Below are 17,123 nucleotides of genomic sequence, written 5' to 3' on the forward strand. Positions count from 1 at the left end.
ACCGTGACTACTTCACGTCCGTGACCTGCAACGAACCGATGAGGGGCGTGATCTCCGCGTTCCCCTCGTAGCCCACGTAGAAGTGGGTGGCGTCCGCGACGGGCTGGTTGAACGTGGGGTCCAACTGGGTCCACTCGCCCACGTAGGCCTCCACCCACTCGTGCCAGTACAGCGCGGGCACGCCGTCCGAGTTCACCATGTAGATGACGCCGTCCACGCGGCGCGCGGGGATGCCGGACGCGCGCAGCATGGCCACCGTGAGCAGCGAGTGCTCCGTGCAGTCGCCCTTCTTCTGGCGCAGCACGTCCGTGGCCCGGTCCGCGCTGGCGCCGTAGTCCTTCTGCAGGTTGCTGTACACCCACGCGGACAGCATCCGCGCCGCCGTGTACGCGTCCTTCTCTTCCCGGATGATGCTCTTGGCCTGCGCCTTGATGGCCGGCGCGTCCGCCTCCACCGCGAGCGTGGACTTGAGGTTCTCACCGCCGTCGGGGTCCGCCACCGGCCGGGCTACGCGGCCCTTGGGGGAAGGCGGCGCCGCCAGCAGCGTCACCTCCACGCGGCCGTCCGGCAGCCGCTGGTACTTCTGCCGGTACGTGTCCCGCTGGAACTTCTCCGGCAGGTTCTTCATCACCAGCTTCACCTGGCCGGGCACCTCGCGCGCCTTCGCGGGCAGGGGCTTGGGCAGCACCACGCGCGTGAGGCCGAACACCTCCACCAGGTCCAGCCGCTTCGCCACGGACTCGGACTCGGCCCGCGCCTGCATCGTCTGGCCGAAGTCCACCCGCACCATCTTGCCGTCCGTCGTCAGGAAGGCCGCCACCGGCACCTTCTCCTTGTCCGACAGCGTGCTCACCCGCGACAGCTTCACCTTCACGCCGCCCAGCATCTGCTCCTCGGGGGCCTCCACCGTGGTGACGGTGCGGTAGCCCTCCAGGTCCGTGCCGTCCAGCGCCACGCCCTCCACCTTCTGGCCGCGCAGGAGCGCCACGCGCGCCTGGTCCGCGTCCTCAATCGTCTCCTTCGGCGCGGGCAGGGGCTTGAGCACTTCATCCGGCTGGCCCGGGCGCTTGCGCACCACGCGCAAGGTGTCGCCCGTCACCGTGCCCACCAGCTCGTTGTCCCCGCCGTCGCCCTTCTGCGTGACGGTGAAGGACAGCAGCCTGCCGCCCGGCTTCGCTTCGTAGACGCGCACCTCGCGGTGCACGCGCTCCGACACGCGCGTGCCCACCTGCGCCTTGAAGATGAGCTCGTTGATGCTCTGGGCCTTGTTGCCCGGCAGCACCGTCAGGTCGGTGAAGAACCAACCCACCTTCTTGTCCATCAGGTACAGGCCGAAGTACTCGCCGCCCTTGGGGCGCGGGGCCTTCAGCGCGTCGGAGAGCTGCTCCTGGGCCTGCGGGGCCTGGGGCGCCTTCGCCTGCGCCTTGGCCGCCGCGGCCTTCACCTGGTTCTTCAGGGCGGGGGCCTGGGCCCAGGCCGCGGAGGGCGCCCCCGACAGCAGGGCGAGCAGGCTCAACAATCCCAGACGGGTGCGTCGCATCGGTCGGTTCATGGAAGGCATCTGCTCGCTCCTGGGGAGGACTACAGGCGCTTGGTCAGGATGATGAGGTCGTCACCCTGCTTGTAGAAGTCGCGCAGGCGCGCCTCCTCGCCGTACTTCATGGACGCGTAGAAGCCGCGCGTGGGGCCGTAGGCCTCCGTGGCGCTCGTCTCCACGCGGATGATGCGCGCCTTGCGGCGGCGCAGGTCGGCCTCCATGGCGGAGACGAGCCCCGCGCCGATGCCCTGGCCCCGGACCTCCTGCGCGGAGGCGATCCAGTACAGGTCGAAGGTGTTCTCCGTCATCGGCGTGGGGCCGTAGCAGCAGTAGCCCACCAGACCGCCGCCATCCTGCCCGCGGTCCGCCACCAGGATGGTGTAGTCCCGGTTGCCCGCCGTGAGCGCGGTGTCAACCAGCTCGATGGCGCAGTCCTGCTCCTCCTGCGAGAAGGTTTCGATTCGCCGGATCAGCGCGGCGAGCGGTTCCCGGTCCTTTCTTTCGAGCGTGCGGATTTCCATGGGTCCTTTCGAGCGCGACCTCCACGATGCGGGAGGCCAGGGCCGCGTAGTCCATGCCGGCGGCCTGCGCCGCCTTCGCGAACCCCGCGCCCGGGTGAAGGTCGCAGTTGGGGTTGATGTCGATGACGTACGGCACACCCTCGGGCGACACCCGAAGGTCCACGCGTCCATAGTCCTGGCAATCCAGCGCTGCAAATGCTTCCAGCGCCGTCTGGATGCAACGCGCTTCCTGCACTGCGTCGAGCCGGCAGGGCCCCGTGGGCGAGTCCCGGTACTCCGGTGACTCCGCCTCCCACTTGGCCCGGTACGACACGATGTTCGGCCGGTCCTCGAACGCGCGACCGAAGTGGATCTCCGTGAGCGGCAGCGCCTGGCGCGGGCTGTTGCCGAGCAGCGGAACGTAGACCTCACGCCCCGGGATGAACTGCTCCACGAGCGCGGGCTGATGGAAGGTGCGCAGCACGGACTCGCACGCCCGCACGAGCGCCGCGCGCTCCGTCACCACGGAGTCGAAGTCCATGCCCACGCTGGCGTCCTCGCGCGCGGGCTTCACGATGAGCGGCCAGGGCAGGTCCACCGCCAGGGCGTCCTCGCGCTTCTTCACCACGAAGGAGGCGGGGGTGGAGACGCCGTGGGCGCGCAGCACGTCCTTGGCCTTGGGCTTGTGCAGCGCCAGGCCCAGCGACAGGGCGGACGAGCCGGTGTACGGCAGGCCCAGCGCGTCCAGCAGGCAGGGGACGGCCATCTCCCCGCGGCTGTCGGCGGCCAGCGACTCGCAGAGGTTCACCACGAGGTCGGGCTGGAGGAAGCGCAGGGCCTCCACGAAGTCCAGCTTGTCTCCTTCGATGGCGAGCGGCTCGGCGTTCACGCCGTCCCGGCTCAGCGCGTGGGCCAGGCTCTCGGCCACCCGGACCACGTCCTCGCGGGCTTCGCGCCCCGGGTCGTCCTCGAGGAGGTCGTGGTCACGATTGTGCAGCAGGATGATGTGCATTCGGAGTGTCCCGAGGGTTAGCACGTCCCCACGGACCTTCCCAGCCTGTGGCGTGGTGGCTGGTCGGTCCCTCACGGGGCTACCGCCTGCCGGGGTATGCGCTACGGTGGGTGACCCGTTGGAGCGGAAACCGGCCACTCCCGGTTTCAGGTCCCGACAAGGACGACATGCGGATTCGCGACCCCATCCACGGCGTCATCCCGGTGAGCGACCCGGAGAAGGCCGTCATCGACAGTCGCTTCTACCAGCGCCTGCGCTACGTGCGGCAGTTGGGCTTCGGGGACATGGCCTTCCCCGGCGCCACCCACACGCGCCATGCGCACAGCCTGGGCGCCATGTACGTCGCCTCGCGCGTCTTCAACGCCGTGGCGGGCCGCTCCGAGCTGCCGGACGATGTACGTGAACATTTCTGCACCGCCGTGCGCCTGGCGGTGCTCTGTCATGACCTGGGGCACATGCCCCTGTCGCACGCGTCCGAGCGCATCGCGCCCCGGCGGTCGCTGCTGCGGCTGCCCGGCTGGCTGGACTCCGTGGCGGAGGGGGAGCAGGCGACCCACGAGGACTACACCGCGAAGCTGCTGCTGGACAGCTCGCTGACGGACGTCATCCACCGCGAGTTCGGACCGCGCGGCATCACCCCCATGGCGGCGGTGGCGTTGATCACCGGCGCGAAGCCGCCCAAGGACCCGGGCTTCACCTACAAGGGCGTGGACTGGACGCCGCTCTTGCGCGCCATCGTCTCCGGTGAGCTGGACGCGGACCGGATGGACTACCTCCTGCGCGACTCGTTCTACACGGGCGTGAACTACGGCCGGTACGACATGGATTGGATCGTCTCCAACCTGAACCCGGCGGTGAAGGACGGGCGCGCGGTGCTGGCCCTGTCGCGCGCGGCGGCGTTCGCGTTCGAGGACTTCCTGCTCAGCCGCTACCACATGTTCGTGTCGGTGTACCTGCACCACACGTCGGTGAACTTCGACCACATGCTGCGCCGGTACTACGAGGAGACGCCCGGCGAGTTCGAGATTCCGCACGACCCGGAGTCCTTCCTGCTCTGCGACGACGCGGCGCTCTGGTACACGCTGCGCCGCTCGAAGAACCGGTGGGCGGAGCGCATCAGCCGCCGGCAGGGCTTCAAGCTGCTGGCGCAGTTCACGGAGCGCGACACCGGCTACGACCTGGAGGTGCTCAGCAGCGCGCTCACCAGCGGCGGCTTCGAGCACTACACGGTGCAGTCCAAGGGGGCGCTCAGCAAGTACGTGGGGTCCTCCGGGGGCGGCGGCAACCCGGGGCTCTTCATCCTGGACGTGTCCACGGGGCGGCTGACGGAGGTGGCGCGCTACACGCCGCTCTACCAGCGCTACAGTGGCGCGGTGCGACTGACGCGGCTCTATGTCCGGCCAGACCAGGCGGAGCGGGCGCGCGAGATGATGGGCCGGCTGCTCGGCCAGACGACGCAATCCTGAAGGACGACGGTGCAACCATGAGCGAGCCCCTTCCCGGCATGGGCCTCTTCGCGCCCCACACCCCCGTGGAGCCCCGGCCCTCCTCGGTGGTCATCCTCTACCGCCGCGCGCACTCCGGCGTGGAGGTGTTCTGGGTGAAGCGCGAGCGCGCGCTCGCCTTCGCGGGCGGCTTCCAGGCCTTCCCCGGCGGCAAGCTGGACAAGGACGACCACGACGTCCCCGTGCAGGGCGCCCAGGAGGAGGAGGCCGCGCTGCGCTCCGCGGCGGCGCGCGAGCTGTTCGAGGAGGCGGGCGTGCTGGTGGCGGAAGGGGCGCGCGCGCTGACGCCCGAGGCGCTGGAGGAGGGCCGGGCGGCGCTGCTCGCGGGCACGGTGAAGTGGAGCGAGTGGCTCACGCGCCACACGCTGTCCCTGCGCGCGGAGGACCTCAAGCCCGCGGGGCGCTGGGTGACGCCGCCAGCCATCCCGGTGCGCTTCGACACGCGCTTCTACCTGGTGGAGCTGCCGGAGGGCGCGGCGGCGAGCATCATCCCCGGCGAGCTGACGGAAGGCGCGTGGATCCGCCCGGAGGACGCGCTGTCGCGCTGGAGCGACGGCACGGCGCTCTTGCACCCGCCCGCGCAGCACGCGTTGCAGGTGCTATCCGGGTTCACGGACGAAGCGGACGCGCGCGCGAAGCTGTGCACGCCGCCGTACTGCCCGGGCTTCGTGGCCCAGCGCATCGAGTTCCAGCGCGGCGTGCGCGTGGTGGCGCTGGAGACGCCCACGCTGCCCCCGGCGACGCACACGAACGCGTACGTGCTGGGCACGGGCGACCTGCTCATCGTGGACCCCGGTTCGTCGGACGTGAAGCAGTACGCGAAGCTCCTGTCGCTGGTGGCGGGGCTGAAGGCGGAGGGCGCCCGTCCGGTGGCGGTGGTGCTCACGCACCATCACGGCGACCACGTGGGCGGGGCGTTCGCGGTGAAGGAGCGGCTGGGCATCCCGCTCTGGTGCCACGCGCGCACGGCGGACCGGCTGGACTTCCCGGTGGAGCGGCTGCTGGAGGACGGCGAGGTGCTGAACCTGGACGGGCCGATGGTGCAGCGCTGGCACGTGCTGCACACGCCGGGGCACGCGCGCGGCCACCTGTGCCTGGTGGACTCGCGCAGCAAGGCGGCCATCGTGGGGGACATGGTGGCGAGCGTGGGCTCCATCGTCATCGACCCGCCGGAGGGCAACATGGCGGAGTACCTCACGCAGTTGAAGCGGCTGCGCGACTGGCCCGTGACGACGCTCTACCCCGCGCACGGCTCTCCGGTGCCGGACGGCCCGGGCAAGCTGAACGAGTACCTGCGCCACCGCGCCCAGCGCGAGGCCCTCATCCTGGAGGCGGTGCCCGCGTCGGGCGCGACGCTCGCGGAGGTGGTGGCCACGGCCTACGCGGACACGCCGCCGATCATGCACCCGGTGGCGGAGCGCAGCGCCCTGGCGTCATTGGAGAAGCTGACGGCGGAGGGCCGCGTGCGCGAGGAGTCCTTCACCTGGTTCCGCGTCGGGGCCTGAAGGAGCATTGACAAATTGATGATTTGCAGCAGCGACGCGAACTCCGCATCCTGGCATTCCGCGCTCTGGGGGACATTCTGGGCTTCTCCTCGTTTAGTCGAAGAGCAGGAGGCGCAGCAGGCGCACTTCCGCAGGCATAGCAACGAGCAACCGTGAGTCAGTTGCAGTTCACAGTCAGTGCAACTCCGGGGACCTAGTCGCAGGTGGAACTCGTCGTGACGGCGACGCACGCCACCCCCGGCAAAGTGCGGATGGTGGGATGATGAGAGGCCTCCATCCGCCAACGACTCCGCTGGCCGCTCTGTCACTCCAACTGTGGGGCCATGGAAACTAAGTTGCCGACGCCCGTCCCGCGTGGGAGACGACACATCTCGTCCTTCGGCCTGGGCTTCGTGGTTCCATCACTAAGCGATGGCCTTGGTTCTTTTCCTGCAACCCGCACGGTTCACGGAGGGCGGATGGCAGGTGGCAAGGGAACAGCGTGGGTTGTTCCGGTACAGCGGTCCTTTGGGTTCGACGAGATACCAGTGAAGGCTCGGCGTCAAGCTCCGGGCCTCCCCGCACTTTGTGCGGGATCGTCCAACGGCGGTGTGGATCAAAGTCGACAGGCTGCCGACGATGTGATCCCATCTCCCTACATTGAAGAGGCACCCGACAACGATGAACAGTCTCACGGAGAGGACCTCTGCGAGCCGGAGGGTGACCCAATGAGCGCCTTCACAGCGCTTGAGCTCTGCGCCGGTGGTGGAGGACAAGCTCTTGGTCTTGAGCAGGCAGGCTTTGAGCACGCTGCGGTGGTTGAGATCGACGAGGCTGCATGCAGGACGCTTAAGCACAACCGGCCCACTTGGCGCGTGTTGAACCGGGACATTCGGATGCTGTCCGGAAAGGAGTTTCGAGGAGTCGACCTCGTTGCAGGAGGTGTTCCGTGCCCCCCCTTTTCCATCGCAGGGAAGCAGCTAGGAAAAATGGACGAGCGGGATCTGTTCCCCGCCGCCCTGCGCTTGGTGGAAGAGATTCAACCTCGCGCTGTCATGTTGGAAAACGTGCGCGGGCTATCGACGGAGAAGTTCGCTCCCTATCGGGCACAGATCATCGAGAAGCTGGACGACATTGGCTACGCCGTTTTCTGGCAAGTTCTGAACTCCTCGGACTATGGCGTCGCGCAACTTCGCCCTCGGTTCGTACTCGTTGCTCTGCGTCGAAGGATTGCCACCGGCTTTTCTTGGCCGAAGCCAACGGAGGGACGAACTACTGTTGCAGATGCGATCGGCGATCTCATCGCGTCACGCGGCTGGCCGGGCGCGTCGGCGTGGAGGCGGGGCGCGCAGTCCATTGCTCCGACTTTGGTCGGAGGCTCGAAGAAGCACGGCGGCCCGGACCTCGGCCCGACGCGCGCGAAGCGGCAGTGGATGGAACTCGGAGTTGACGGAATGGGCGTGGCTAACGAGGCTCCTGGTCCTGACTTTCCGGCGGACAGTCGCCCGAAGCTCACTGTTGAGATGGTGGCCCGCCTTCAAGGGTTTCCGGACGATTGGAAGTTTCAGGGTGGAAAGACGGCTGCTTATCGCCAGGTCGGGAATGCGTTTCCGCCGCCCATAGCTGCTGCCGTTGCACGATCCATCCACTCAGTTCTGCATGCTGACCGGCACAAGAAGGCCGCTGCGAAGGCTGCGCGTGAACTAAATCTTGAGTTACTGTGAACGACATGACGACTGCGCTCTTCACGGCCGCTCGCCTTAAGTTCCACGCGGACCTTCTTGCTCATGTCCTCACGACCGACGCAAGGGGCGTACCTGCTAATGCAGACAGGGCCAGCAAGAGCAGCGTCAAGATCGCGTCGAGCATCAAGCGCCAAATCGAACTCGAGACAGCCGCAGCGCGTGAACGCATGCCGGGGCAGAGTTCGGGTCACAAGTTTGAGGAACTCTGTGCTGCGTTCCTCAAGACGACGTTCTTGGGCCTGCAACACCTTCGACCCGGAGATTGGCATGTTCGCCAAGTCAGCGGGCACAACCGGAACGAGATTGCGGCCTACGAGCAGTACGCGCACCTTGCTGCCCTCCAGCGCGCTGCCGATAGGGATCCTGAACTTAAGGCCGCGCTCGGCAACGACTACACGGTCACTCCGGACATCATCATCACTCGCGAGCCCGAACCTGATACGACGATTAATGCTCCGCAGGTAATCGTGGATCCCAACGTCGCCCGTCACGCCGCACTCCGCAGGAGCAACAACAGGCTGCCGCTTCTTCACGCGAGCATCTCCTGCAAGTGGACAATCCGTAGTGACCGATCCCAGAACAGCCGCACTGAGGGTCTAAACCTCATTAAGAACCGCAAGGGGCGGCTTCCTCACGTGGTTGTAGTCACCGGGGAGCCCTTGCCGGGTCGGCTCGCATCCATCGCCATTGGCACCGGCGAGATAGACTGCGTGTACCATTTTGCTCTGCCGGAACTTGAAGCCGCCGTCCGGGAAGAGGGCTTCGACGACTCCGCAGTGCTCTTGCAGACGATGGTCGTGGGCAAACGATTGCGCGATATTTCTGACCTGCCGCTCGATTTGGCCGTTTAAGACCACATCGTGGACAAGATCAGCAGGAAGCGTCGTAGCGCCAACATGAGCAGGATCAGGGCGAAGGACACCCAGCCCGAGGTACTCGTCCGCCGGATTGTTCATGCGGCCGGGTACAGATTCCGGCTCCACCGGCGCGACTTGCCAGGTCGGCCGGACCTTGTGTTTCCGGGGCTTCGAAAAATCATCCAAGTGCACGGGTGCTTTTGGCATCAGCACGCGCGCTGCGTTGATGGGCGTGTTCCCCGCTCGAACGCGGGCTATTGGGGGCCAAAGCTGGAACGAAACAAGCAAAGAGACGTTGAAGTAGAACGAGCACTAACGAAACTTGGCTGGTCCGTACTCACAGTCTGGGAGTGCGAGACTGCAAAGCCTGACCTTGTAGCCGAGCGCGTGCTTCAGTTTCTGGGCGCATCCGGTGGTGGTGGCACATCCATGCAGAACCCCCCTTTCGGCGCAGGCTAACACGGCGTCGCTGAGCCTTGATTCCGCAGCGTGCCGGGTTGCTCGACAGGGAGCTTGCCCGGGCAAGCTCAGCCCGCCTGTTAATCTCCACCTGGCCACAGGCTTAGGTATGCCTTAGGGAACTCAGCCCGGCCAGCGAGGTTCACCGGCGAGTATCGCGAGTGGCGGCTGGTGCAGAGTACCGAGCACCGCCGGAATTCCAGGAATCAAAGCTTCTGTAGGCACATCCAGCCTCACCGATTCCCAACGCACGCCAGGGGTACGGTCGAGCGGCGCAGACGCGCCGATCCACTCGCGGTCGACGCTGGCGATCGACGCGGGTTGGAAGTCCGGATCCAAGCGCACTGCGACGAGCACCCAAGCGGCGTCCCGGCGCATCGTCTCGTATTCGTTCCGGGAGAGATAGACCCTGAGCCGCCCGCGTCGCGTAGTCGACTTGACCTCTAAGTGGAACGCCGCACCGCCCACGGTGACCTCCACGTCGTACCCGTAGCCGTCGGATTCGAGCGAGACGTGCCGCACCCGCGCCATCGGCGCGGAGGCCAACAGCGCTATCAGTCCGTGCTCGCCCGCAGCTCCAATCCGCAGACGGTCCGCTAAGTCGGCCTTCCCCGAGGCATGCCGGATTGCCGCTAGGCTCTCTTCGGGCGACAGACCGAGAATTGCGGCGGCGCGGCGCGCATCCTCCGGGAGATCGGCGGCCGTGGTCACCAGCGCGTCCGCATCCTGGAACCAGAAAGAGGCTGCAATTGCCGCTTCGAAGAGAGCTATTTTCCCAGCCCGTCCCGCAGCGGCCTCATCGAGGACTCCTAGCGCCTCCAGCCAGGAATACGCCGCCTCATATTGCGTGGGCGTAAGATCATTGAACGCGGCGTGCGACATGAACAGGGCACGCGTCCGCTGCGCGTCCGCTCGTGGCAAGTGTTCCAGCCACCGCGACGCCGCGCGCAAAACCGGATCAGATGGCACCGGCACGCAGATGCCCCATAAGTGCCTGCAGATCGTGCTGATCGAGGCCGCCGCTGATGACTGGTTCCTCGTCCAAATCCGCTAGCTGCTGCACGGCAGGATCATCGAGGATTCTGCCCATGAATTGCAGCTTCACATCTAGCCGCTGGTTCACGACCTCATCGATCGTCTTGGCACTGCTGAGAACGGTAATCCGCGTCTCCGCAGTCGGGGACAGCCCGAGTCGGTGAATCCGGTCGAGGCTTTGCAAGAAGCGGCCGGCTGCGAAGTCCCGGTCCACGTACACCGCATCGTGACATGTCTGGTGCAGACTTATGCCTTCACCAAGCGTTGCCGGGTTTGACAAGAGGACCATGCACTGCGGATCGCGTCGGAATCGGATGATTTGTTCTTGCCGGTCGTCAGTACCGCCGTGCACTACCACGGGTGAGAACTCCTTCAGAATCTGCTTGAGCGTCATGACGCTGCGGATAAAAGTGGACCATACCAACGTTTTCCTCCCCGCCTTTGCATTTTCGGCCACGATGGCGAGCGTCTCGCGATACTTTGGCGACATCTCGTAGCTCGGCAAGTCACGCATGAGTTCGAAGAGCGGCGAACCCTCAGGTACCGTCAATGGGGGCACCTGATAGTTTAGCGGTTCGTATGGCGTCGTCCCGGCAGCGAGCAACGTAGGACTGATCGCCGCCATCAACAGATAGACCAGGATCCGGCCGAGCGCCGCAAACTCATCCTGAGAAGTTGATGCACGGGCGGAATAAAGGCCGACGAGCGCGTCGTAAATCTCTCTGTGCAGAGGCGGCATCTCGATCACTCGCTTGCGGACCAAAACCGGCGGTAGTCCCAACTCACTTTTGGTCGTGCGGGTGAACAGGGGACGGAGAATTCTGCTCGCGTACGCGAGATCGCGTCCAGCAACCGCCTGTGTGACCATCTGCCGACCGTATCCCGGCCACACAAACGCGAGCAGGTTCTCCAGATCCTTCACACCGTTCGGCGCGGGCGTGCCCGTGAGGATCAACCGGCGGCGCGCCCGCGGCCCGAGCGCCATGCAGGCAGCGCCGTACGCCCCTTCCGCACCAAGCTTCATGCGATGCGCCTCATCAAGGATGAGCAACGATGGAAGTGCGGAAACCCACCCGGCGAGCGCGTTGCGAGTCCCCTGAAACCGGAGGCGTTCGTAATTGACAATCACGGCATCGGCCGCAGGATCGATTCCCGTGTCGAAGACGTGCATGCGAAGCGGTTTGGCCAAGCATTCCGTATTTTCGTACTGCCACGCCTCGTAACAAGATTTCGGCCCGACGATCAGTAACCGGCTAACCTGGCCTGCCTGACGAAGGGCCTCAAAAACCGCCAGCGCCACGCGAGTCTTCCCTGCCCCGGGTACCGAAAAGTTCGCTCCGTGGCGCAACGAGAGAAGTTTCGCGATGTCGCGCCTCTGAAACGACGTCAACTCACCTAGCCAGTCCGGCCCGAGCAGCGCCGACACCGCTTCTGGCGAAGTCTGGCGGTCAGCGGCTGTGTCTTCGTCCCTGAGCCGCTCTCCCGCCGCTTGCGCGTCGAGGGTGGTGTCCGTCGCGAGCGCGGCGAGGCTGGGGTCCCACGCGACGCTGTCGGGATGAGGCCACATGGCCAGCTCCCCGAGGTTCATCAAAAGATCGTCGACCGCAACCTCCGCTAAGCCTTGCGATAGCGGGCGCGCCGTCCGGTACCGGTTGAGCAGACGGTGGAGGTCGTCCTCCAGTCCCTCACGCGCCCTGAATCGCGCCACCACTGCGTCATCGCCAAACCCGATCTCCAGGCTAGGACTGGACTCACTCATCGCTCGTCCTTCATAGATTCGAGCAACCAAGCAACACCATCGCCCGGTTCGGGAAACGTACGCCGTGCCTGCTTGGCGAGCTTCTGCAACATACTGCGCAACCGGATGACGGCATCGTCGAATGCCGTCTCGTCGAGAGCGCGCTTCGCGCTCGCTTCGGCAAGCTCGGCGATACACAGTTCGATGTTGTCGCAAGCATCGGAAAGCCGCTCTGGCGCGGCGAGCTTACGCTGCTGAAGGCGGGCGTCCCGTCCCGCGGGATCCAGGGCCCGATCGAACGCCTCTTTAGCAGCCTTGAGCTGCGCCGCCGCCTTTTCGACGGTTGCGGGAGCGGCTTTGTCGCCCGCCTGAGCCAAGGCTTTCGCCTGGAGAAGGTTGTCTGTCAGGGCCTTCGTGATCTTGGTCGTAGGCGTAACATCCGGGACGGCAACCCCCGGGAGCCCAGGAACCTTGAGCTTTGAAGGCTCTTTCACGTCGGGCTTCATCGTCTCGGGAAGCTTGAGTGCGAGGTACTTGTCGTAAAACTCCGCCTGCGCGAGCCGAACGTCGGTCTTAGCGTAGCCGAGCACAATCATCGCCAGCCGCGATTCCTTCAGCGCCTCTGCCGCGTTCTTGTCCGTCGCCGCTACTTTCACGTATGCCCGGTGTAATTCGCGAAGCTTTTCTTGGTGGTCCTCGAAGTCGATCCACCGAAGCGAGGGACCCTCTGGGGACGTGCGGCTACGGCCGATAGCTTCGCGGATGACCGTGTAGATCCAACGATCTTGCTCAAGCGTCGGCGTTTTGATCCGAAACTCTCTCGCGATGTCGTCCGGACGCCGGTTCTGCTTGATCTGCTCGTCGATCGCTAGGAGCCGGTTGATGTACGAATAGTCCCGCTTATGCTCTTTTCTCAGCTGAAGCGCGAGTTCAACCGTGTTGATGTCGTCCCAGCTTGCATCGTCGGGAAGCACGCCGACGCGAATGTATTTTTCACCCAGCTCGCGGAGAGCCGCGCAACGCGTATTTCCGTTGACCAACAGGCCGCGCGTGGTGATCAGGCCAGGATCCTTCTGGCCGAACTTCTCAAGGTCGTCCCGAAGCGCGTCGAACTCGGGATCCCTCTTCTCTGGGTTCGACGGCTGGCATTTCAGCAACATTTCGAGGTAGCTTTGGCCTACTTTTCCATAAGGGTCTGCCTCGAGTTCCCGATCCCGAACCGGATCGAGACTGCGCTGCGCCCTGATCCGGTGCGTGTGGGGGTTGTAGTAGAGTATGTCGACTGGCATTGAAATGACGTAGGGGTGAATTTGCTGTCCGCGCCATTCGACCGTTGTTTTTTCGGCGTTAGCCTTCTGAGCCTGAGCCCGGCGTTCGTCGATCATGGAATTGAGATCTTTGACTCGCCGCGGCATCTTCGACGTTGTGTCCATCCGAGCTTTCCCCTTCGAGCAACATCGTTGTCGCGACGCTATCCTAGCACCGGCTGTGACGGGAGCGGACACAGGAGGCGGTATGCGTGACGCGCGAGCGGAGCGACCTTGACCATGGACAGATGGAACGACCCCAAGCTCAAAGCCGGGACCATGATCAAGGGGGCGCTGTGGCTCGTCAACGAAGTTGGCGAGGGAAACGTATTCACCAAGGAGCAATTGCGGGCAGCATTCCCAGGCATCGCGCAGGTGGATCGGAGGATCCGAGACCTTCGTGATTACGGTTGGGTTATCTACACGAACACGGACGACGCGGCGCTGAGGCCAGACGAGCAGCGATTCGTGAAGGCGGGCATCGCGGTTTGGAAACCTGACGAGCGTCGGAAAGCGCGGGCCGCCGGTGTTTCGGCGAAAGAACGCCGAATTGCGTTCGCCGCGGACCAGTTTCAGTGTGTCGTCTGCGGGGTCACAGGAGGCGAGACTTATCCCGACGCGCCCAGCGACTGCGCCGTGCTGAGCGTCAGCCGCAAGATGGTTTTCTTGCCGGGAGGCTCCACGGAGGAGCAGATGGTCACCGAGTGCAAGCGCTGCCGCTCGGGAAGCAAGGCGGAGGAGACTATCGACACGGGAAGGCTGCTGTCTGACATTCAGGATCTCGATGCGCCAGATCGCGCCCGGCTCCTCCGCTGGATGGAGCGGGGCCGACGGGGCCCGACGTTGCTCGATCGCGCGTGGAATGCTTATCGGCGGCTTCCCGCTGCATCCCGGAACGAGATCTTTAAGCTGCTAAAAGGCGGATGAAGCGAATCACGGCTCTTGGAACTCGGGTCGCCTCTTCTGTCAGAGCGAGGGCCTCGCAACCGTAACTCCTCACCCGCCCCCATCGTGACAGGAGACGGATGACGTGCGGAGGTGAGCGCTAGAATTGAAGCGGGAGGAGCGCTTGGACATGGGGTTGAAGGAGCTGGCCTCGAAGCTGATGACCGTCGCCTCTCCAATGCCTAGCAGGCGGACAATCTGCACATACGACAGGCCCGCGTCGTGGAAGACCCGCACGATGGCCCGTCGCAGCTTCTCCGGGGTGGGATGTCCTTTGCTCATCCCTAGAGAAGAGCAAGCCTCGACGATCGCCTCAATTGAGCCCTTGTCAGAAGCTGCCCATCAGGCCCAGGTGCGGGCCCTTGCTGCTGTAGGTGGCCACGGGCATCAGGCGCACGGACGGGCCCGGAGGGGGCTCCTGCAGCGCGGCCTCCTTGCTCAGGGCGTTGGCGTGGGACAGCTCGAAGCCCGCGCTCGCGCCCACCACCGGGAGGATGAAGAGGGCGGCGTTGAGGGCCGGGGGCGCCTCCGTGCCGCTGTTCACCAGCGTGAGCGCCAGGAACGTCGCGCCCCAGCCCACCATGCTCCCGGCCACCGTCGCGCCCACCCGGCCGCGTCCGCCCATGAACCGGCCGCCCGCGTACGTGCCCACCGGGATGCCGATGATGCCTCCCGCCGCGGCGCCCGCGACGGCCATCACCAGGCACTCGTCGCAGCCCACCGTGGCGGACCCCAGCAGGTACCCCACCGAGCCCAGCACCGTCGCGCCCACGACGCCGCCCGCCGTGCCGCCCAGCACCTCCAGCGCCACGCGCGGCACCGGGTCCTTCGCGGCGGGCGCGGCCTTCACGGAGGGCAGCGCCTGGGCGGGGACGGCGGCGCGCTTCGGGACCTCGTCTCCGGTGGTGACGTCCGGCGGCGGAGGCACGTCCTCGTCCGGCGCGCCCACCAACGGCGGCGGCGTGAGGCTCCCGGCGGGAGCCCGGGCCGGCTCGGAGGGGGCCTCCTGGGCCGAGGCCAGGCCCGATACGAGCAGCAGGGCGAGGAGTGTGGACAGACGTGTGTGCTTCACCAGGACGGGAGGCTACCGCAACGGCTGTGTCGGCGTCGCCCCGTCACCGGAGGCGGGCGTCTCCACGCGGGTGCGGCGGCGCAGGGCCCGGTAGACGAGCGGCGCCACGGCCAGCAGCGCCTGCGGCACCAGCGACAGCGCATCCGGGTACAGGCCCAGCATGTCCACGTAGATGAAGCGCACCGGCACCAGCGGCAGCGCGCCCACCTCCTGCAGCGAGTGGATGCCCTTGCCCAGCAGCATCACCGCCGTCACCACCATCACCACCGTGGAGAGGCTGAAGAGCGTCTTCATGGGCAGCCGGTAGCCCAGGCGGTTGACGAAGAGCACCAGCACCGCCAGCGCGACGATGCCCCCCGCCACGCCCCAGGCCACGCCCGCCGCGGAGTCCACCGCCAGGCCCTGGAGGAAGATGGCCGTCTCGAAGCTCTCACGCAGCACGGACGTGAACGCGATGACGAACAGGCCCACCGTGCTGCCCCGGCCCAGCGCGCCCTGCATCTTCTGGCGCAGCTCGCCCATGAAGTGGCTCACGTTGGCGCGCGCGTTGAGCCACAGCGCCGCGTACAGCAGCATGCCCACCGCCACCAGCGCGGTGATGCCCTCCATCCACTCGCGCTGCGCGCCCGCCAGCAGCTTGCGCCCCACGATGTACGCGAGGGCGCCCGCGATGAGCGCGGACACCCAGCCCGCGTGCACCACGCGGACCTGGTCCATGGCCTTCATCTTCTTCAGCGCGGCCAGCAGCGCCGTGACGATGATGGTCGCCTCGAAGCCCTCGCGCAGCAGGATGAGCAGCGTGAGCCACGCCACGGACAGCACGTCCGTGGTGCTCCCGGTGGACTTGCGCGCCTGGTCCAGCAGCGACAGCAGCTCGCGCCCCTCGTCCTGCAGGTGCGGGCTCTTGCGCTCGGCGGCGAGCCGCGCCTGCATGAAGGCCTCCTCCAGCTTCTGGGTGAGCGCCGGGTCGCGCCCGCGCAGCTTGGGCTCCACCGGCTCCAGGCCGTTGAGGTACGCGTCCAGGAGCGCGTTCTTCGCGCCCACGTAGTCACCCTCCGCGCCCATGCGCATCGCGTGGCCCACCGCCGCGCGCGCGTTGAGCAGCACCTTCTCCTCGTCCGCGTCCGGCATGTTCCGGCGCAGGCACGCCACCTTGTCCGCGCCGAACGCCTTCGCCAGCTCCGCGTCCGTGGACGTGGCCAGCCGCTCCAGCGACGCGTTGGGCGGCTCGCCCTGGCACGGCGGCTGGCGCAGGGTGAAGACGAAGAAGGCCAGCGACCAGCGGTCCTCCTCGGTGAGCGTGGGGTAGGCCGGCATCGCCGTGCCGGGCACGCCGAAGCTGGTGGTGTTGAACGCCTTGTAGGGCGTGAGGCCGTCCTCCATCAGCTCCGCGTCATGGAAGTTCGCAGGCCGCGGCTCCATGTTCGCCGCGATGGACACGTCCGCCTTGCCCTCCGCGCCGTGGCACGCCGTGCAGTTGGCCTGGAAGAGCTTCTTGCCGTGCTCCAGGTCCGGCGCCACGCGAGGGCTGCGCGCCAGGCCCCCCGCCAGCACCAGGCTCTCCACCAGCTCCCCGCAGTCGCGGCTCACGCCCTCGGGGTCCTTCGCTTCGTTGACGCGCGCCTGGATGGCCTCCACGCGGGGCACGAACGTGGCCGCCGCCGGGCCCAGGTCCTTCGCCGCCGCCAGCGCCTCCGCCGCGAAGCTCTTCTGCTCCGTCAGCTCGAACTCCGACTGGGACGACACCGCCGCCGGGTAGTCCGCCTGGAGGTACTGGAGGATGCCCACCAGCCGGTGCCAGGTGCGCCCCTCGTCGGACGCCGGCGACTCGGCCCGGGCGGAAGAGGACAGCGCGAGCAGCAGGCACAACGTGAGGGCGGCGGCGTGTTTCACGACCGCTTTCTACCAACCGCGCCACGCGTGTTCA

Annotated in this window: 15 protein-coding genes; 6 read left to right on the plus strand and 9 right to left on the minus strand. The window is 66.4% G+C overall.

Annotated elements, in window-relative coordinates:
• Nucleotides 1–7: 7 nt before the first annotated feature.
• The 3 genes from K8612_RS00225 to K8612_RS00235 are packed head-to-tail and all read right to left on the minus strand — an operon-like array spanning nt 8 to nt 3,049.
• Nucleotides 8–1,540: a transglutaminase family protein gene (locus K8612_RS00225; protein WP_223760858.1), complete on the minus strand. Its 1,533-nt coding sequence runs from the start codon at nt 1,538–1,540 to the stop codon at nt 8–10.
• A 41-nt stretch (nt 1,541–1,581) separates the two neighbouring features.
• Nucleotides 1,582–2,058 (minus strand): GNAT family N-acetyltransferase, encoded by a 477-nt coding sequence (locus K8612_RS00230; RefSeq protein ID WP_223739194.1) that lies wholly within the window; start codon nt 2,056–2,058, stop codon nt 1,582–1,584.
• Entirely contained in the window at nt 1,949–3,049 is a 1,101-nt protein-coding gene (locus tag K8612_RS00235) for an ATP-grasp domain-containing protein (RefSeq protein WP_223739195.1), read from the minus strand. Before K8612_RS00235 ends, K8612_RS00230 begins: the two co-directional genes overlap by 110 nt.
• A gap of 167 nt (nt 3,050–3,216) precedes the next feature.
• On the opposite strand from K8612_RS00235, the gene K8612_RS00240 reads away from it, so the two are divergent.
• The 5 genes from K8612_RS00240 to K8612_RS39460 all read left to right on the plus strand — a co-directional run bounded on the left by K8612_RS00240 (nt 3,217) and on the right by K8612_RS39460 (nt 9,099).
• Entirely contained in the window at nt 3,217–4,515 is a 1,299-nt protein-coding gene (locus K8612_RS00240) for an HD domain-containing protein (protein ID WP_223739196.1), read from the plus strand.
• 17 nt (nt 4,516–4,532) lie between these two features.
• The gene (locus K8612_RS00245) at nt 4,533–6,059 is read left to right on the plus strand and encodes an MBL fold metallo-hydrolase (protein WP_223760859.1); all 1,527 of its coding nucleotides are present in this window, start codon (nt 4,533–4,535) and stop codon (nt 6,057–6,059) included.
• Between the two features lie 707 nt (nt 6,060–6,766).
• Nucleotides 6,767–7,762, plus strand: coding sequence for a DNA cytosine methyltransferase (locus tag K8612_RS00250; protein WP_223760860.1), 996 nt, complete (start codon nt 6,767–6,769; stop codon nt 7,760–7,762).
• Between the two features lie 5 nt (nt 7,763–7,767).
• Nucleotides 7,768–8,634: an NgoMIV family type II restriction endonuclease gene (locus K8612_RS00255; RefSeq protein ID WP_223761163.1), complete on the plus strand. Its 867-nt coding sequence runs from the start codon at nt 7,768–7,770 to the stop codon at nt 8,632–8,634.
• 9 nt (nt 8,635–8,643) lie between these two features.
• A complete protein-coding gene (locus tag K8612_RS39460) occupies nt 8,644–9,099 on the plus strand; it encodes a very short patch repair endonuclease (protein WP_223760861.1) in 456 nt (151 codons plus the stop codon).
• Between the two features lie 123 nt (nt 9,100–9,222).
• On the opposite strand, the gene K8612_RS00265 is transcribed toward K8612_RS39460, so the two are convergent.
• The 3 genes from K8612_RS00265 to K8612_RS00275 form a co-directional block, all read right to left on the minus strand.
• Nucleotides 9,223–9,981, minus strand: a complete 759-nt coding sequence (locus K8612_RS00265; protein WP_223760862.1) for a protein NO VEIN domain-containing protein — start codon at nt 9,979–9,981, stop codon at nt 9,223–9,225.
• A gap of 76 nt (nt 9,982–10,057) precedes the next feature.
• Nucleotides 10,058–11,893: a DEAD/DEAH box helicase gene (locus K8612_RS00270; RefSeq protein WP_223760863.1), complete on the minus strand. Its 1,836-nt coding sequence runs from the start codon at nt 11,891–11,893 to the stop codon at nt 10,058–10,060.
• Nucleotides 11,890–13,257 carry a hypothetical protein gene (locus K8612_RS00275; RefSeq protein ID WP_223760864.1) on the minus strand — a complete coding sequence of 456 codons (1,368 nt, stop codon included), beginning with the start codon at nt 13,255–13,257 and terminating at the stop codon, nt 11,890–11,892. Before K8612_RS00275 ends, K8612_RS00270 begins: the two co-directional genes overlap by 4 nt.
• A 162-nt stretch (nt 13,258–13,419) precedes the next feature.
• On the opposite strand from K8612_RS00275, the gene K8612_RS00280 reads away from it, so the two are divergent.
• Nucleotides 13,420–14,106 carry a hypothetical protein gene (locus tag K8612_RS00280; protein ID WP_223760865.1) on the plus strand — a complete coding sequence of 229 codons (687 nt, stop codon included), beginning with the start codon at nt 13,420–13,422 and terminating at the stop codon, nt 14,104–14,106.
• Nucleotides 14,107–14,175: 69 nt separating this feature from the next.
• On the opposite strand, the gene K8612_RS00285 is transcribed toward K8612_RS00280, so the two are convergent.
• The 3 genes from K8612_RS00285 to K8612_RS00295 are packed head-to-tail and all read right to left on the minus strand — an operon-like array spanning nt 14,176 to nt 17,089.
• Nucleotides 14,176–14,406: a hypothetical protein gene (locus K8612_RS00285; protein WP_223760866.1), complete on the minus strand. Its 231-nt coding sequence runs from the start codon at nt 14,404–14,406 to the stop codon at nt 14,176–14,178.
• 46 nt (nt 14,407–14,452) lie between these two features.
• On the minus strand, nt 14,453–15,196 hold the full coding sequence (locus tag K8612_RS00290; protein ID WP_223760867.1) for a GlsB/YeaQ/YmgE family stress response membrane protein: 744 nt from the start codon (nt 15,194–15,196) through the stop codon (nt 14,453–14,455).
• Nucleotides 15,197–15,208: 12 nt separating this feature from the next.
• The gene (locus K8612_RS00295) at nt 15,209–17,089 is read right to left on the minus strand and encodes an FTR1 family protein (protein WP_223760868.1); all 1,881 of its coding nucleotides are present in this window, start codon (nt 17,087–17,089) and stop codon (nt 15,209–15,211) included.
• Nucleotides 17,090–17,123 lie beyond the last annotated feature (34 nt).

The sequence above is a fragment of the Corallococcus sp. AS-1-6 genome (assembly GCF_020037015.1).
GTDB lineage: Bacteria > Myxococcota > Myxococcia > Myxococcales > Myxococcaceae > Corallococcus.